We start from the raw sequence: 15523 nt of genomic DNA on the forward strand, positions 1-15523 counted from the left end.
TAAACATATCGTATAGAAAGGTATACCTCATTTGGTGTACCTTTTTATTAATCCATCAAAAGGTGGATTAATAAAAAATAGTAGGTAATTAGTTTGAAAGCAAGAATTTTTCTAGTGTACTTTTAACTAGATTAAAGAAAAGAAAGAAAAAAAGAAAAATTTAATTTGATAAAAAAATTCTGAAATATACTATTGAATTGAATATCATTATCAATTAGAATCATAGTTGATAACGATATTCAATTATCAATTGTAATATGAAATTCTCATAGCGTTAATATAAAGAGGAGGACCAACATGCAGCATGCGAAACAAATCGCAGAACATGCAACATTACAAAGCTTTTTAAACTGTTATTTAAGAGAAACAGGGAGTGGAGAATGGATTACAGAGGATGAAAGAATGAAGAGTATCTTCAGTAATACGTTGAATAGAGATACAGTCCCCACATATTTATGTTGTCGGCTATCGGCACAGAACGTTACTTTGTATGGAGAAGTTATATATAAATCATCAACAGATCGCCATTTGTTTGGAGAACAATTTTATTATCAAATTGGAGATAGTAATTCTGTTATTACAGCAGATTACGTTACAGTTATTACATTTTTAATAAAAGAGATGTCTATCAACTACGGAGAAGGAACGAATCCTGCGGAACTTATGCTTCGAGTCATTCGTAGTTGTCAAAATATTGAGGAATTTACAAAAGAGAGAATAGAAGATAAATCCGCATTATACGGTTTCCATACAACTTTTATAGAAGCGGAGCAGTCTTTATTATTTGGGCATTTAACTCATCCTACACCAAAGAGTAGACAGGGGATATTGGATTGGAAAAGTGCAATGTATTCTCCAGAATTAAAAGGAGAATGTCAGCTTCATTATTTTCGGGCACATAAAAGTATAGTAAATGAAAAATCATTATTATCAGATTCTACAACAATGATTATAAAAGAAGAATTAAGCAATGATGAGACGGTTAGTAAGGAATTTATAGCGAAGTACTGTAAGGAAGATCAATATGCATTAATTCCAATTCATCCGCTTCAGGCAGAATGGCTCTTGCATCAAGCTTACGTACAAGATTGGATAGTTCAAGAATTGCTTGAGTATATTGGACCTGTAGGTAAGTATTATATGGCAACATCATCACTAAGGACACTGTATCATCCCGATTCGAAGTATATGCTTAAGTTTTCATTTCCGGTGAAAGTAACGAATTCAATGCGTATTAATAAACTGAAAGAACTTGAGAGTGGTCTTGAAGGGAAGGAAATGTTAAATACGGCTATTGGTGAAGTACGAGAAAGATTTCCAGGATTTGATTTTATTTGTGATCCAGCCTTTATTACATTAAATTATGGAACACAAGAATCTGGATTTGAAGTAATTATTCGTGAGAATCCTTTTTATAGTGAACATGCAAACGACGCAACATTAATTGCTGGGCTAGTTCAAGACGCTATACCTGGAGAGCGTACGCGGTTATCGAATATTATTCATCGTCTAGCAGATTTAGAAAGTAAAAGCTGTGAAGAAGTAAGCTTAGAGTGGTTTAGACGATATATGAATATTTCTTTAAAGCCAATGGTATGGATGTATTTACAGTATGGTGTTGCATTAGAAGCTCATCAGCAAAATAGCGTTGTTCAGCTAAAAGATGGTTATCCGGTCAAATATTATTTCCGTGATAATCAAGGATTTTATTTCTGTAATTCAATGAAAGAAAAGCTTAATAATGAATTAGCTGGTATTGGAGAACGTACTGGAAATTTATATGACGACTATATTGTGGATGAGAGATTTCGTTACTACTTAATTTTCAATCATATGTTTGGCCTCATTAATGGTTTTGGCACAGCAGGATTAATTAAGGAGGAAATTCTTCTCTCGGAATTAAGGTCTGTACTTGAATCATTCCTTCCGTCTAACCGGGAACCTTCAACATTTTTAAGAGAATTATTGGACGAAGATAAGTTAGCGTGTAAAGCAAATTTACTAACGAGATTTTTCGATGTCGATGAGTTAAGTAATCCATTAGAGCAAGCAATTTATGTGCAAGTACATAATCCGCTCGTTAGAGAAGTGGCTGTTCGTTCATAAATAGCGTTAAAATTTCACGTAATACAAATAATGGTATTTTGTCATAAGGTGGAGGGTTTTATGAGAGTGGACATGTATCATACGAAAGTATTGAAGGCGCTCGAATCAGAAGATTGCATTTCAGTACGAAGAAGAGTGCTACGTCAATTAGTAGAATCGTTAATTTATGAGGGGATTATTACGCCGGTTCGCATAGAAAAAGAAGAACAAATTCTTTTTCTAATACAAGGACTTGATGAAGAAGACAAAAGTGTCACGTACAAATGCTATGGCAGGGAACGGATGACATTTGGACGTATTTCTTTAGACTCATTAATAGTAAGAGTCCAAGATGAACAGCAAGAAATACAGTCTGTCTCGCAATTTCTAGAAGAAGTTTTTCGGGTTACTAGTGTAGAACAAGCTAAATTAGATTCTTTTATGCACGAATTAGAACAAACAATATTTAAAGACACGATTGCACAATATGAAAGAAATAATAAGAGAGAATATACTCAAAAATCTTACGATGAGTTTGAAAGCCAATTAATAGATGGCCATCCATATCATCCTAGTTATAAAGCACGTGTTGGATTTCAATATCGTGACAATTTTCAATATGGTTATGAATTTATGCAGCCAATAAAACTCATATGGATTGCAGCACATAAGAATTATGCGACTGTAGGTTATGAGAATGAAGTGATGTATAACAACATTTTAAAAGAGGAGATTGGCGATCGTAAATTAGAAGAGTTTATGGAACGAATTCGTAATAAGGGATGTAATCCAAAACAGTACGTGTTTATACCTGTTCACCCATGGCAGTGGGAGAATTTCATCATTTCAAATTATGCGGATCATATACAGGGTAAATTTATTATTTATTTAGGAACATCAGAGGACGATTATTGCGCGCAACAGTCAATGAGAACGTTAAGAAATATTACGAGTCCAAAGAAACCGTACGTTAAATTATCGATGAATTTACTCAACACTTCAACACTTCGTACGCTGAAACCATACTCTGTTGTAAGTGCACCAGTAATATCAAATTGGTTAAATGATGTTGTAAGTAATGACGCCTATTTAATGGATGAAGCACGTTTAATCTTGTTAAGTGAGTTTTCAAGTGTAACGTATGACACGAATAAGAAAGCTATATATGGTTCATTAGGATGCATTTGGCGCGAAAGCGTTCACAAGTATTTAGATGCACAAGAGGATGCAATTCCTTTTAATGGTTTATACGCTAAAGAGAAAGATGGTACACCAATTATTGATGCGTGGTTGAATAAATATGGAATGAAGGATTGGCTACAATTACTTATTCAAAAAGCGATAATACCAGTTATACATCTTGTTGTAGAGCATGGCATCGCACTGGAATCACATGGACAAAATATGATTCTAGTCCATAAAGAAGGGGTGCCTGTTCGTATTGCGTTAAAGGATTTTCATGAAGGGCTTGAGTTTTATCGTCCATATTTGAAAGAAGTTGACAAATGTCCCGACTTTACTAAAATGCATAAAACATATGCGAATGGAAAAATGAATGATTTCTTTGAAATGGATCGCATTGAATGTTTGCAAGAGATGGTGTTAGATGCACTATTTCTGTTTAATTTAGGAGAATTAGCATTCGTACTTGCGGATGAGTATGGATTGAAAGAAGAACATTTTTGGATGATGGTTGTTGAAGAAATTGAAAATCATTTAAGAATATATCCACATTTGAAAGGTAGATTTGAAAATATTCAATTATATGCACCTACATTCTATGCTGAACAATTAACGAAACGTCGATTATATATGGATGTGGAATCGCTTGTTCATGAAGTTCCAAATCCATTGTATAGAGTAAGACAACTTATGAAACAAAAATCAGCTGTTACAGGGGGAAATTATGCTAATCGTTAATAAACAAGAGTATAGCAAAAGTGATTTTGAATTGAGATTACAAGTTTATGAGGAAATGGAACAATTTCAAAAAGCAGAAGGAAATAGATTTGCACTTTGTCTGAAAGATCCATTCGATATTATTACGCTTGTGTTTTTCTTAAAAGAAAAGAAATCATCAGTATTACTTATACATGAAGATACGCCAAAAGAAACGGCTATTGAAATGGCAAAGCGTGCGAATTGTGTAGGGATTTTATATGGAGAATATGGCGATTTTACAAAATTAGAAGTAGGGAACTTTTTACTAGAAGAGCCTTCTTTATTGCAATATAGTTCGGGAACTACGGGAGAACCGAAACTGATTCGTAGAGCATGGACGGAAGTTGATACAGAAATTACTGCCTATAATGAAGCTTTAAACTGTGAAGTAGATGAAGTGCCAATCGTTATGGCTCCTGTTTCACATTCATACGGACTAATATGTGGTACGTTATCAGCAATTACGAGGGGGAGCAAGCCTGTAATCATTACGAACAAAAATCCTAAATTCGCATTAAATATAGTTCGCAATACAGAAAAACATATTATATATGCAGTACCACTTATGTTACACATTATGGGGAGTTTTCCATTAGGAACGTTCCAGTTTCATAAAATTATGACATCAGGATCGCCTTTGCCAGAAGCACTATTTTATAAACTAAAAAAAATGACAACATATATGATGCAGCAATACGGTTGTTCTGAAGCAGGTTGTATTAGTATATGTCATGATATGAAAAGCCATTTAGATTTAGGAAACCCTCTACCTCATGCAAGTATAAGCATAGGTTCAGATGAAAATGCACCGGAAGAAATCGTCGTGAAAATGAATGATAAGGAAATTTTCACGAAGGATTTAGGGTATAAATCTGAGCGTGGCATTCATTTTATGGGGCGTATGGACGATGTAATTAATGTCTCAGGATTAAAAGTCTTTCCTATAGAGGTAGAAGAAACGATGCTTCGATTGGAAGGTGTGCAAGAGGCAATTGTATATCGGGGGAAACATCCTGTGATGGGCGAAATAGTTAAAGCGAAAGTGATCTCTCATGTTGATCCAGTGAAAATAAGAGAATGGTGTATTCAGCACTTACCTTCTTATAAAGTTCCGCATGAAATTGAAAGTGTAAATGAAATTCCTAAAAATAAAACTGGAAAAGTAAGTAGAAAGTTACTAGAGATGGGAGAGGTTACAACATGAGACGGGAAGCGTTAAAGAATGCCGTGTTAAAAATTATGATAGAAAAAATGGAACTGAAAAATGTACCGCATTTAGAAGAAACGATGCGCTTAAATCAAGATTTATATATAGATTCGGTAATGATGTTACAGCTTATTGTATACATAGAAATGGATGTAAAGCTATGCGTTCCAGAGGATGAGGTAGACCCAAAGGCATTTCTTACTGTAGGATCTTTGCTTGATTTTATGGAAGAGTTAGAGCCGTTACAGGAAGTAAATGTGAATAACTAACCTTTAGGAAAGTGGATGAGAGTATGACTTCAATTAAAGTGCACTGTTTAGTGAGTTGTTTTTGTGAAATTATAAAAAGGCGTAGCGACATTGATTTTCGTCCATTTTATTTTGGACTATGGGATGGAGATTTTGATATAACACAAGGCGGAATTATTTCATATCACTCTGAAAACATTAACCATGATCATTATTTACTTTGGTTTGAAAAATTGTACGGTATTAAAGTAAACGAATGGTATGATCATGCAAAAGATAAAGATAGCAATGTAGAAACGTTTTTAGAATTAGTAGAAAACAAGCCGGAAAATCGTTATGTCATTGTAATGGTTGATATGTCTCTATTACCAGAGAGGGAAAATAAATTTCATCAAAAACCGTTTCCACATTATTTAATGATATCAAAAACAGAGAAAGAAGAAGAGTGGTTCATGCTAGATCCTGATTTTCGTTGGGAAGGAAATATGGAAAGAGAAAAAGTACTTCACTCTATTCAAGATAACCCATTTGGTGGAGGTTATTTCATTGATATAGAAGGAATTGGGGAGCCAACGCAAGAAACAGTAGCTAGTTATTTCACAGAAACATTCAAAAAGAACGAAAATGAACTGACTATGGAACTGAAAAATTTAATTGTAAAAATGGCAAATGAGGAAGAAGGATATGCGCTTTCTGGACTTGTAGCAGCAGTAAAACAAATACCAGTACTTGCAATTCGTAAATATAGTTATGAGCATGCCTTTGCATACTTCCGTGAAACGTTGCAATATTCGGAGCAAGAATTTGATTATTGGTGTGATCGGGTAGAGGATATTGTACAAGGATTTACAAATGTACAGTATCGTGCAATTAAAATGGCAATGACGAATAATAAAGGTATGCTAGTATCGATTATTGAAAAACTGGATGAAATGAATGCAATTGAACTGCAAATTAAGAAGGAATTAGAGAGACAGTTTCTATCATGGAAAGGTATGAAAACAAATCAATCTGTCGCAACTCTTTAATAAGCTAACTGAATTTAAGATAGGGGAGTTTAATGCTATGAAATATTCGCTATGTACCATTTCATTTCGTCATCAATTAATTTCATTTACTGATATTCTTCAATTTGCATATGAAAACGGTTTTGAAGGAATTGAATTATGGGGGACGCATGCACAAAATTTGTACATGCAAGAACGTGAAACGACAGAACGAGAATTGAATTTTCTAAAGGATAAAAACTTAGAAATTACGATGATAAGTGATTACTTAGATATATCATTATCAGCAGATTTTGAAAAAACGATAGAGAAAAGTGAACAACTTGTAGTACTAGCTAATTGGTTTAATACGAATAAAATTCGCACGTTTGCTGGGCAAAAAGGGAGCAAGGACTTCTCGGAACAAGAGAGAAAAGAGTATGTAAAGCGAATACGTAAGATTTGTGATGTATTTGCTCAGCACAATATGTATGTGCTGTTAGAAACACATCCCAATACACTAACGGACACATTGCCTTCTACTATAGAACTATTAGAAGAAGTAAACCATCCGAATTTAAAAATAAATCTTGATTTTCTTCATATATGGGAGTCTGGCGCAGATCCAATAGACAGTTTCCATCGATTAAAGCCGTGGACACTACATTACCATTTTAAGAATATATCTTCAGCGGATTATTTGCATGTGTTTGAACCTAATAATGTATATGCTGCAGCAGGAAGTCGTATTGGTATGGTTCCGTTATTTGAAGGTATTGTAAATTATGATGAGATTATTCAGGAAGTGAGAGGTACGGATCTTTTTGCTTCCTTAGAATGGTTTGGACATAATTCAAAAGAGATATTAAAAGAAGAAATGAAAGTATTAATAAATAGAAAATTAGAAGTAGTAAGTTCGTAATGTGAAATGATGTGAGAGTCTCGTTTTAGAGGCTCTTTTTTATGGTAAAAAATAACCAAAAATTTCCATGTATTTTAATTTGAATTTAACACAATTTATATATAAATAAGGAGGTGATTGGTAATGGCTAGAAATCGTAATTCTAATCAATTAGCATCACATGGAGCACAAGCAGCTTTAGATCAAATGAAGTATGAAATTGCACAAGAGTTCGGTGTACAACTTGGAGCTGATACTTCTTCACGTGCAAACGGTTCTGTAGGCGGTGAAATCACAAAACGCCTAGTAGCGATGGCAGAACAACAGCTTGGTGGCGGATATACTCGCTAAATGTAGAAGGTTATAGGAGAAAGGAAGGATTCTTCCTTTCTTTTTTTTTCAATTAATTGGTATGAATATATTGCGAACAGAATTCAAAGAATAAAAGTAATACTATATTTTACCCAATTTCTTTTGTTGTGAATGGGAAGTATTAAAGATGTAATAGCCCTGGTGGAATGAAAATTATGTTCCAGCAGGGCTATTATATGGTAAGAAATATATGATGAAAGGTTCCGAAATCAACATGTTAAAAAAAGAAAACTGTTGTTTAATTGCGCTTGCATCAGTTCCACTTGTCATGACATTAGGGAATTCAATGCTCATTCCAATCTTGCCGACAATTGAAAAGAAATTACATATTTCATCGTTTCAAGTATCCATGATTATTACAATTTACTCTATCGTAGCCATTTTACTTATACCGATTGCTGGTTATTTATCAGATAGATGGGGACGAAAGATGGTAATGGTTCCGAGTTTGCTGATTGCGGCTATAGGAGGAGCTATAACTGGTTGGGTATCTTGGAAAGTTGATAATCCCTACACTTGGATATTAATCGGTAGAGCGATTCAAGGTATTGGTGCTGCTGGGGCAATGCCGGTTGTTATACCGTGTGTTGGTGATTTATACAAAGACGAAAAACAAGTTAGTACAGGCCTGGGAATTATTGAGACATCCAATACATTTGGAAAAGTGCTGAGCCCTATTTTAGGATCTGCTCTTGCTGCCATTGTATGGTTCTTACCATTTTGGGCGATTCCAGTTTTATGTGTCATATCAATTGTTTTGTTGCTTGTTCTAGTAAAGGCAAAGAAACAAGAAGGAGAAGTACCACCACTTAAAGAGTTTATAAAATCTATTCTGTCTACGTTTCGAGAAAAAGGAAGATGGTTAATTGCCATTTTTGCATTAGGTGCAATTATTATGCTTATTTTATTCGGAATTCTCTTTTATTTGTCGACTATACTGGAATCAAAGTATGACATTCATGGTATATGGAAAGGGTGTGTGCTTGCTATCCCGTTACTTGTACTGTCACTTAGTTCATATATGGCCGGTAAAAAAATTGGAGATAATCAAAATGTTATGAAGAAGTGTATTTATATTGGTTTTTTAATGGCAGCTGCATCAGTCATCATTCCTTTATTTATAAAAGGGATTTATTTACTACTTCTTTGTCTCGTTATTATGGGGATAGGGATTGGTATGGCACTCCCATGTTTAGATGCCCTCATTACACAAGGAATTGAAAAGGAGCAAAGGGGAACGGTTACGTCATTTTATAGTTCAATGCGATTTATCGGTGTAGCAGCTGGACCACCTTTATATTCTTTTTTCATGAAAGGGGCGGACCATGAAGTGTTTTATTTGACAAGTATTTTCGCTGCCATTGGTGCTATCATAGCAATCATTTGGATTAAACCAGCAAAGGATGCAAAGACGGTAAAACAGAAACCAGAGCCTACTTCATAATTTGTAAGAGAATTGCATGATGTTTTGAGTAACATGCAATTCTCTTTCGTTCATTAAGAATAAATAACTTGTTTTAACATATAAAGCGCGACACCCCATATGATGAGACCAGAAAATTTATTTAATAATAAAATTGTCTTTCCGGTTGAGTCTAGTCTTTTTAGAAATTTCCCCGCTAACGCTAAGCTTATAAACCAAATCCAAGAAACGATAATAGTTGCAAGTGTGAAAGCCCATTTTTCACTTCCTATGTATTGAATAGAATTTGTTCCAATTACACCGATTGTGTCTAAAATAGCATGTGGATTTAATAACGAAACGGATGCTGCGAAAAGGATTTGCTTTTTTAAGGGCATACTTTTTTCTTGTTTTACATCGTTGGAAGGGTTACTTCTCCAAATAACAAAGCCCATGTATAGGAGAAAGAAAAATCCAATTATATATAACGAGTTAGTTAGCCAAGAAAAAGTAAGGAGTACAAGGGAGACACCTTGCACTGCAATCAATATGAGTAACGTATCACATATAGAGGCAGTTAATACTACAGGGGCTGCCCTCCAAATGTTTGGTTGGCTCGCACCTTGGTTAAAGACAAAAACATTTTGTACACCTAATGGAATGATAAGTCCAAATGCAAGAATGATACCATGAATAATTGCTTCACTCATCATATTACCTCCTATTTTAATTCATTATGATAGTGTATATTGTATAGAAGAAATGAAAATTTGTATCCATCCATATGGTTGGGGAGGTTACCAACCAAAAAGAATATAAGGTGATATAATGGAAAGATTCGTTTGGAAACCGAATATGTCTCTAGCGACTCCTCTGTATAAACAAATAGAAACGTATATAAAAGAAAGGATCGTTAATGGAGAATGGACCGTTGGAACGAAATTACCTTCACAAAGAGATTTGGCACATACACTTGGTGTGAATCGAAGCACAATTGTAATGGCTTTCGGTGAACTAGTTGCAAAGGGATACATAGAAGGGAATGGCAGGAAAGGAACAATTGTTGTAAATAATAATGAGAATGCTTCAACTTACGCACCCCCGCCTAATTGGCAGTCTTATGTAGAAACAGGACTTCATTATCCGAATCTCCCAGCTATTCAGGAGATTAATCAAGCTGAATTTTATCCACATGTAATTCGATTAGGAACAGGTGAGCTCGCGCCGAGTCTCTTACCTGAGAAAAAGATGAAAGAAATTATGAATAAGCTTTTAAAGTCAAATGTGACGCTTGGGTATGAAGAGCCGAAAGGAAATTTTTATTTAAGGGAAAAGATTTCCGAATACTTAAAGGGGCATGGTATATGTGTATCTCCTGACTCTATATTAATTGTTTCAGGAGCAATTCAAGCGCTGCAACTTATCTCTATGGGGCTTCTTCCAAAAGGGGCATCCATCTTATTAGAAAAACCATCCTATTTATATTCGCTTAATGTTTTTCAATCCGCAGGAATGCGTTTCATTGGAATACCAATGGATGAGAACGGTTTAAATACATCATATATTACAAAATATAAGAAGCAATTTAATGCATCTATTTTATATACAATCCCGTCTTTTCATAATCCAACGAACTTTAGTATGAATGCGAAGAGACGAATAGAAGTGATGGAAATATGTAATGAAATTGGATTACCTATTATAGAGGACGCAGTGTATCAAGACTTATGGTTTGATGCACCTTGTTCGAAACCTTTAAAAGCCTATGATAAAAATGGAATCGTACTACATATTGGAAGCATGTCCAAAGTAATTAGTCCAGGGTTAAGAATTGGATGGATTGTTGGACCTGAGCCAGTAATTCAAAGATTGTCAGACATAAAAATGCAAACAGATTATGGTTCAAGCACTATATCCCAGCAAATTGCAGCAGAGTGGTTTACAAATGGTCTATATGATGAGCATTTGCGCTTTGTAAGAAGTGAATTGAAAAAACGAAGAGATTTTATGTTACTAATGTTAGATAAATATCTTCGTGAAATAGCAACTTGGCATGAACCAACAGGGGGATTTTATATATGGGTACATATAAAAGTAACCATTTCATATCGCAGTTTATTTGATAAAGCTCTGCAAGAAAAGGTTTTATTAAACCCAGGTACTTTATATGATAGAAGTGCAAATCAATTTTTGCGCCTATCGTATTCATACGCAACGTTAGAAGAAATTGAAATAGGTATAAAAAAACTTGCACAACTAATGAAAAAGTAAGAGGAGAAAGTAATGAAACAATATGTAATTTGCCAAATGATCAATGGAGAAAAATATTTAGCTGCTTATGCGGAGACGAAGCAAGAAGCGATTGAAAAAGCAGAACTGTTAGGATTAAGAACGGGAAATCGTTACATAGTTATTACTGCAGAGGAAGCCGAAGGGTTAACGTATCCTTAAACAATGTACGAGATTATATAATAATAAATAAGTCTAGTAATATAAGAAATTACTAGACTTATTTATTATTAAGTTGTTAAACGTTCTCGTATTTATACGCAAAGTAATAATATTATGAGTCAAGTTGACGAAAAAATCGATTTGTCTTTCGGTCTTGCTTTCCTTTTCTATATTCATCGATATATTGCCTAAAGTTCCAAGCTTGTAAAAATTTATTAGCAGAGTTATAACCAGAATTGTAAAGCCATTCTTTTTCTTCCTTTGTCAGTTCAAAATTAGTACTTGTAATCGTTCCTGTTGGAATTGTAATCGTTCTTGCTTTTGATTCCTTATCTAAATGACGTAAATCATGAGCTTGCATCATTGTTTTAAATAGTCCTTTGAACATGGAAATAGGCTCGTTATAGTGAGCAGGATCAGCTTGAATCTCATCTTTTACAAAATGAAATCCGAAAGTCGGCCAGCGAGGAGTGGTAGGTGAATCGAAGATCCAAATTGGATAATTACTTAGAATTCCTCCATCAACCATATAACAAGGCTGCTTCCATTTTGGAATTCTCCATTTTACGGGTTCAAAGAAGAAGGGGATTGTACTACTCATTCTTACCGCTTTAGCGATAGAGAAGCGATAATTTAAAAATCCGTAGTTTGGTAAGTCGTCAGGAAAGACAACCATTTTACCATTACTAATATCAGAAGCGATGATTTTGAGTTTGTTTAGATCCGGTAAATCAGTAAATAAATGAACACCTTTTTTTCGAAGTAATTCTTCAATCCATTCTTCTATAAATACATTAGAGTATATACCTAAAGTAGTCCATGCACTTAGTCCTTTTCCGATAAAGGGGATTTTGTCAATAAAGGTTTTCTTCGTAAATTTGTTATAATCGATATCAGTTATAATCGTTTTTAGCTCTGAACAAGAATATCCTGCCGCTACAAGTGCCGCGATAATTGCACCAGCTGATGTTCCAGCTACACGTTCCCATTCATAACCTTTTTCGGCTAATGCGCAAATTGCTCCAACATGTGCAATACCGCGTACACCGCCTCCTTCAAAAACACCATCGATCTTCATTAAACATACTTCCTTTCAAATAAAAGATTTGGAAATGGCAAAAAAGCACGTATTGTACGTGCTTTTTTACAATGGTTTTTAAGTTTACTAGCAGCCTACAAAGCCGCCCCAACAGCTAGCTCCGATGATGATTAGAAGGATGAATAAAACGATTAATAAAGCGAAACCTCCGTAACCACAACCACCACAGCTACCGCCGTAACCGTAACCGCCGCAACTATATCCGTAACCCATGTGGAATTCCTCCTTATATTAAAAATAAAAATGAACGAGGGGAAAATGTACTGGAAGAACTAAAGAACTATCGTGTTTGTAGGAACAATGTATAGTATGCTTTTTTAAACTTGTTCGCGTACGAAGGATAAGCCCGTTTTTGGGAGGCTTGTTGATTTTGTAAAGAATGAAGTATAATCTTTGTACTATGATATAAATAAGTATGTAAATGTAAGGAGAATTTATGAATAAAAAAATTGAAGTATTAATTGATAAATATGAACTAACACACTTGAAAGAAGAACTTATTAATACTGTATTTCCTTGTATAAAAGTTGTGCCAAAGCAGCAGGGAACTGTTGCGATAGGTAGTTCGAAAATGGGAGGAGTTCCTGATCTACCAGCTTTATTTGAATATCCAAAGCATAAAGGAAATCCACTACAATTTATCGCGCAATTTAACTTAAGTGATTTACAAAACGTTGGTATGGATCACAATCTTCCTAAGACGGGGATGCTGTATTTCTTTTGCATTGAAAATTATTTTGAAGAAAATGTGAATCTAACAGAAGCTGGGCGTGTACTTTATTATGATGTTCCTGTAGAGCAATTACGAAGAGAAAATGAAATACAAGCGAAATATAACCAGTGTGCAATTACTTTTGAACTGACATACAAATTACCAGAACTTTTTATTGAAGATGAGGCTGATTCAGATCGTTTCTTGCAATTACTTGAAGAGCTAATTCCAGATAACTACGATAACCATCAAATGTTTGGTGAGCCATTCTCTGTACAAGAAGAAGTGTTATATGAGACAGGAGAATATATGGGAGTAGACCCGCAGCAAATGACTCTTTTATTCCAAATTGATTCAGATCATAAAAATTGTAATATGGTTTGGGGAGAACTAGGGATGCTATATTTCTGTATTAGTAATGAAGATTTGAAAAATCAACGTTTTGAAAATACATGCTGTGTATTACAAACATGCTAATGAAAAAAGGTTGTTCTTTTAAAAAGAACAACCTTTTTATGTGAATTAGTTAATATGCATAATCTCATATGACCTATACGAAAAAGTATTGTATACTCTGAAACTATACGATACTTTTTCGTATAGTTATAGAATATAAGGAGTGACAAGATGGGAAAGACAAGTAAGTATGTGACAGCTGCGGCACTTTGTTCAACTATAGTAATGGGAGGCTTGCAAGCGTCATCTGTATCTTATGCAGCTACAAATCCGACTACAGTGACAGCACAATCAGATGTAAAGTTATTAGATGATTTCAGAAAAGAATTAAAAAAACAGATTGATAATCGAGAAGAAAATATTACAATCACATATAAAACAAAAGATAGAAATGCTAGAAATATTATGGATCAATTGTATGGTGAGTTTAATAAAATTGTAGATGCTGATGAGTATGTAAAATATAATGTAGCGTCTACTAGATATTCTATTAAAGGAATGCCAGGGGACTATACGTTTACACTGCAAGTAAAATACCGTGAATCAAAAGAACAAACTCAATATGTAAAAGCTCAGGCGAAATCAATTGTTGGATCAATTGTAAAACCAGGGATGGATGAGCATGAGAAAGTAAAAGCTATTCACGATTACGTTGTTAAGCATGTGTCTTATGATACGTCTTATCAAGCGTATACAGCATATGAAGCATTAGCGAATCGTTCTGCCGTTTGCCAAGGATATACATTATTAACGTATGAGTTGTTAAAAGAGGCAGGTATTCAAAATCATATTGTAACAGGCACAGGAAACGGACAAGCTCACGCGTGGAATTTAGTGAACATTGAAAACAAATGGTATCACCTAGATACTACATTTGATGATCCAGTACCAGATAAAGCAGGGCGTGTAACTTACTCATATTTTAACATGTCTGACGAACAGTTAAGTAAAGATCACGACTGGGATCGTAGTAAATATCCAGCAGCAACTACAAGTTATTTTGGTGAATTAACAAACAAAATAAAAGCTGGTAGCTCAAAAACTGTCGTATATGAGCAGATGTTAAAAGAAACAAATTTACAATACTTATCTGCAGAATACGGAGCAGAAAATTATAATGAATTTAAGCAAAAGTTGCAGCAACAGTTTGCAGCCAAACCAGAAAAAGTAGAAGTGCGATATAAGCAGTCCATGGATGGGACGATGCAAGATATAAAGAAAGTATTAAATGAAATAAATTGGCCAAAAGGTGCAAAGCGTGTGTCTTATCAAGTAGCGCCTTATAGTGCATTGGCGGGTTATTCATTAGCGACAATTACATTTACGTATTAAGCAATGGGAAAAAGCACCTGTAAAAGGTGCTTTTTTTATTTATTGATTGATTACTTTTGAATATTAAGAATTATGTGATAAAATAAAAGGATAAGGATGTGAATGTGGAATGAACTTGTTCGAAAGCGATATTTTACATTGATATATACTTGTTTAGTAATCGGACTTATCGTTTTGTTTTTCATATCATTTACTTTGTTTATTAGAAGAGTATTACAAAGCAGTGCTGCAAAGAAACGCCACGTGATTAATATGAACCAGAAGCTAGATCGAATCATTGAATTGCTTGAAAAAGATAAGAAATAGCGATAGAAGAGGTATGAAAAGGGGA

At 34.4% G+C, this 15523-nt stretch carries 15 protein-coding genes and 1 pseudogene; 13 read left to right on the forward strand and 3 right to left on the reverse strand.

The window, feature by feature from the left end; translation table 11 throughout:
• Nucleotides 1-297: 297 nt before the first annotated feature.
• The 8 genes from MR112_RS03775 (at nt 298) to MR112_RS03810 (ending at nt 9184) form a co-directional block, all read left to right on the forward strand.
• Nucleotides 298-2106, forward strand: coding sequence for an IucA/IucC family protein (locus MR112_RS03775; protein WP_001163349.1), 1809 nt, complete (start codon nt 298-300; stop codon nt 2104-2106).
• Between the two features lie 60 nt (nt 2107-2166).
• Entirely contained in the window at nt 2167-4005 is a 1839-nt protein-coding gene (locus tag MR112_RS03780; RefSeq protein WP_001261812.1) for an IucA/IucC family protein, read from the forward strand.
• The gene (locus MR112_RS03785) at nt 3992-5230 is read left to right on the forward strand and encodes an AMP-binding protein (protein WP_000909573.1); all 1239 of its coding nucleotides are present in this window, start codon (nt 3992-3994) and stop codon (nt 5228-5230) included. Before MR112_RS03780 ends, MR112_RS03785 begins: the two co-directional genes overlap by 14 nt.
• On the forward strand, nt 5227-5502 hold the full coding sequence (asbD, locus tag MR112_RS03790) for a petrobactin biosynthesis protein AsbD (RefSeq protein WP_001250557.1): 276 nt from the start codon (nt 5227-5229) through the stop codon (nt 5500-5502). Before MR112_RS03785 ends, asbD begins: the two co-directional genes overlap by 4 nt.
• Before the next feature lie 23 nt (nt 5503-5525).
• Nucleotides 5526-6509 carry a DUF6005 family protein gene (locus MR112_RS03795; protein ID WP_000200730.1) on the forward strand — a complete coding sequence of 328 codons (984 nt, stop codon included), beginning with the start codon at nt 5526-5528 and terminating at the stop codon, nt 6507-6509.
• Nucleotides 6510-6546: 37 nt separating this feature from the next.
• Nucleotides 6547-7389, forward strand: coding sequence for a sugar phosphate isomerase/epimerase family protein (locus tag MR112_RS03800; RefSeq protein WP_017656805.1), 843 nt, complete (start codon nt 6547-6549; stop codon nt 7387-7389).
• A 123-nt stretch (nt 7390-7512) separates the two neighbouring features.
• Nucleotides 7513-7719, forward strand: coding sequence for an alpha/beta-type small acid-soluble spore protein (locus MR112_RS03805; protein WP_000113545.1), 207 nt, complete (start codon nt 7513-7515; stop codon nt 7717-7719).
• 235 nt (nt 7720-7954) lie between these two features.
• On the forward strand, nt 7955-9184 hold the full coding sequence (locus MR112_RS03810; protein ID WP_002197672.1) for a bacillibactin exporter BcbE: 1230 nt from the start codon (nt 7955-7957) through the stop codon (nt 9182-9184).
• A 53-nt stretch (nt 9185-9237) separates the two neighbouring features.
• On the opposite strand, the gene MR112_RS03815 is transcribed toward MR112_RS03810, so the two are convergent.
• On the reverse strand, nt 9238-9852 hold the full coding sequence (locus MR112_RS03815; RefSeq protein WP_001287303.1) for a LysE/ArgO family amino acid transporter: 615 nt from the start codon (nt 9850-9852) through the stop codon (nt 9238-9240).
• A gap of 118 nt (nt 9853-9970) precedes the next feature.
• Between MR112_RS03815 and MR112_RS03820 the strand changes: the two genes are divergently transcribed.
• Nucleotides 9971-11413, forward strand: coding sequence for an aminotransferase-like domain-containing protein (locus MR112_RS03820; protein ID WP_048538789.1), 1443 nt, complete (start codon nt 9971-9973; stop codon nt 11411-11413).
• 12 nt (nt 11414-11425) lie between these two features.
• Nucleotides 11426-11593 (forward strand): DUF3933 family protein, encoded by a 168-nt coding sequence (locus MR112_RS03825; RefSeq protein WP_000816389.1) that lies wholly within the window; start codon nt 11426-11428, stop codon nt 11591-11593.
• A 112-nt stretch (nt 11594-11705) separates the two neighbouring features.
• Here MR112_RS03825 and MR112_RS03830 read toward each other — a convergent pair whose 3' ends face one another.
• On the reverse strand, nt 11706-12671 hold the full coding sequence (locus MR112_RS03830) for a patatin-like phospholipase family protein (RefSeq protein ID WP_017656809.1): 966 nt from the start codon (nt 12669-12671) through the stop codon (nt 11706-11708).
• 87 nt (nt 12672-12758) lie between these two features.
• Nucleotides 12759-12905, reverse strand: coding sequence for a YjcZ family sporulation protein (locus tag MR112_RS03835; protein ID WP_000540425.1), 147 nt, complete (start codon nt 12903-12905; stop codon nt 12759-12761).
• Between the two features lie 223 nt (nt 12906-13128).
• On the opposite strand from MR112_RS03835, the gene MR112_RS03840 reads away from it, so the two are divergent.
• The 3 genes and pseudogenes from MR112_RS03840 (at nt 13129) to MR112_RS03850 (ending at nt 15498) form a co-directional block, all read left to right on the forward strand.
• Nucleotides 13129-13881 (forward strand): YwqG family protein, encoded by a 753-nt coding sequence (locus MR112_RS03840; protein ID WP_001034844.1) that lies wholly within the window; start codon nt 13129-13131, stop codon nt 13879-13881.
• Nucleotides 13882-14031: 150 nt separating this feature from the next.
• On the forward strand, nt 14032-15192 hold the full coding sequence (locus tag MR112_RS03845; protein ID WP_000520862.1) for a transglutaminase domain-containing protein: 1161 nt from the start codon (nt 14032-14034) through the stop codon (nt 15190-15192).
• Between the two features lie 109 nt (nt 15193-15301).
• Nucleotides 15302-15498, forward strand: a pseudogene (locus MR112_RS03850) (DUF4083 domain-containing protein).
• Nucleotides 15499-15523: the final 25 nt, after the last annotated feature.

Source organism: Bacillus cereus group sp. BfR-BA-01330 (genome assembly GCF_022663885.1).
Classification (GTDB): domain Bacteria; phylum Bacillota; class Bacilli; order Bacillales; family Bacillaceae_G; genus Bacillus_A; species Bacillus_A cereus.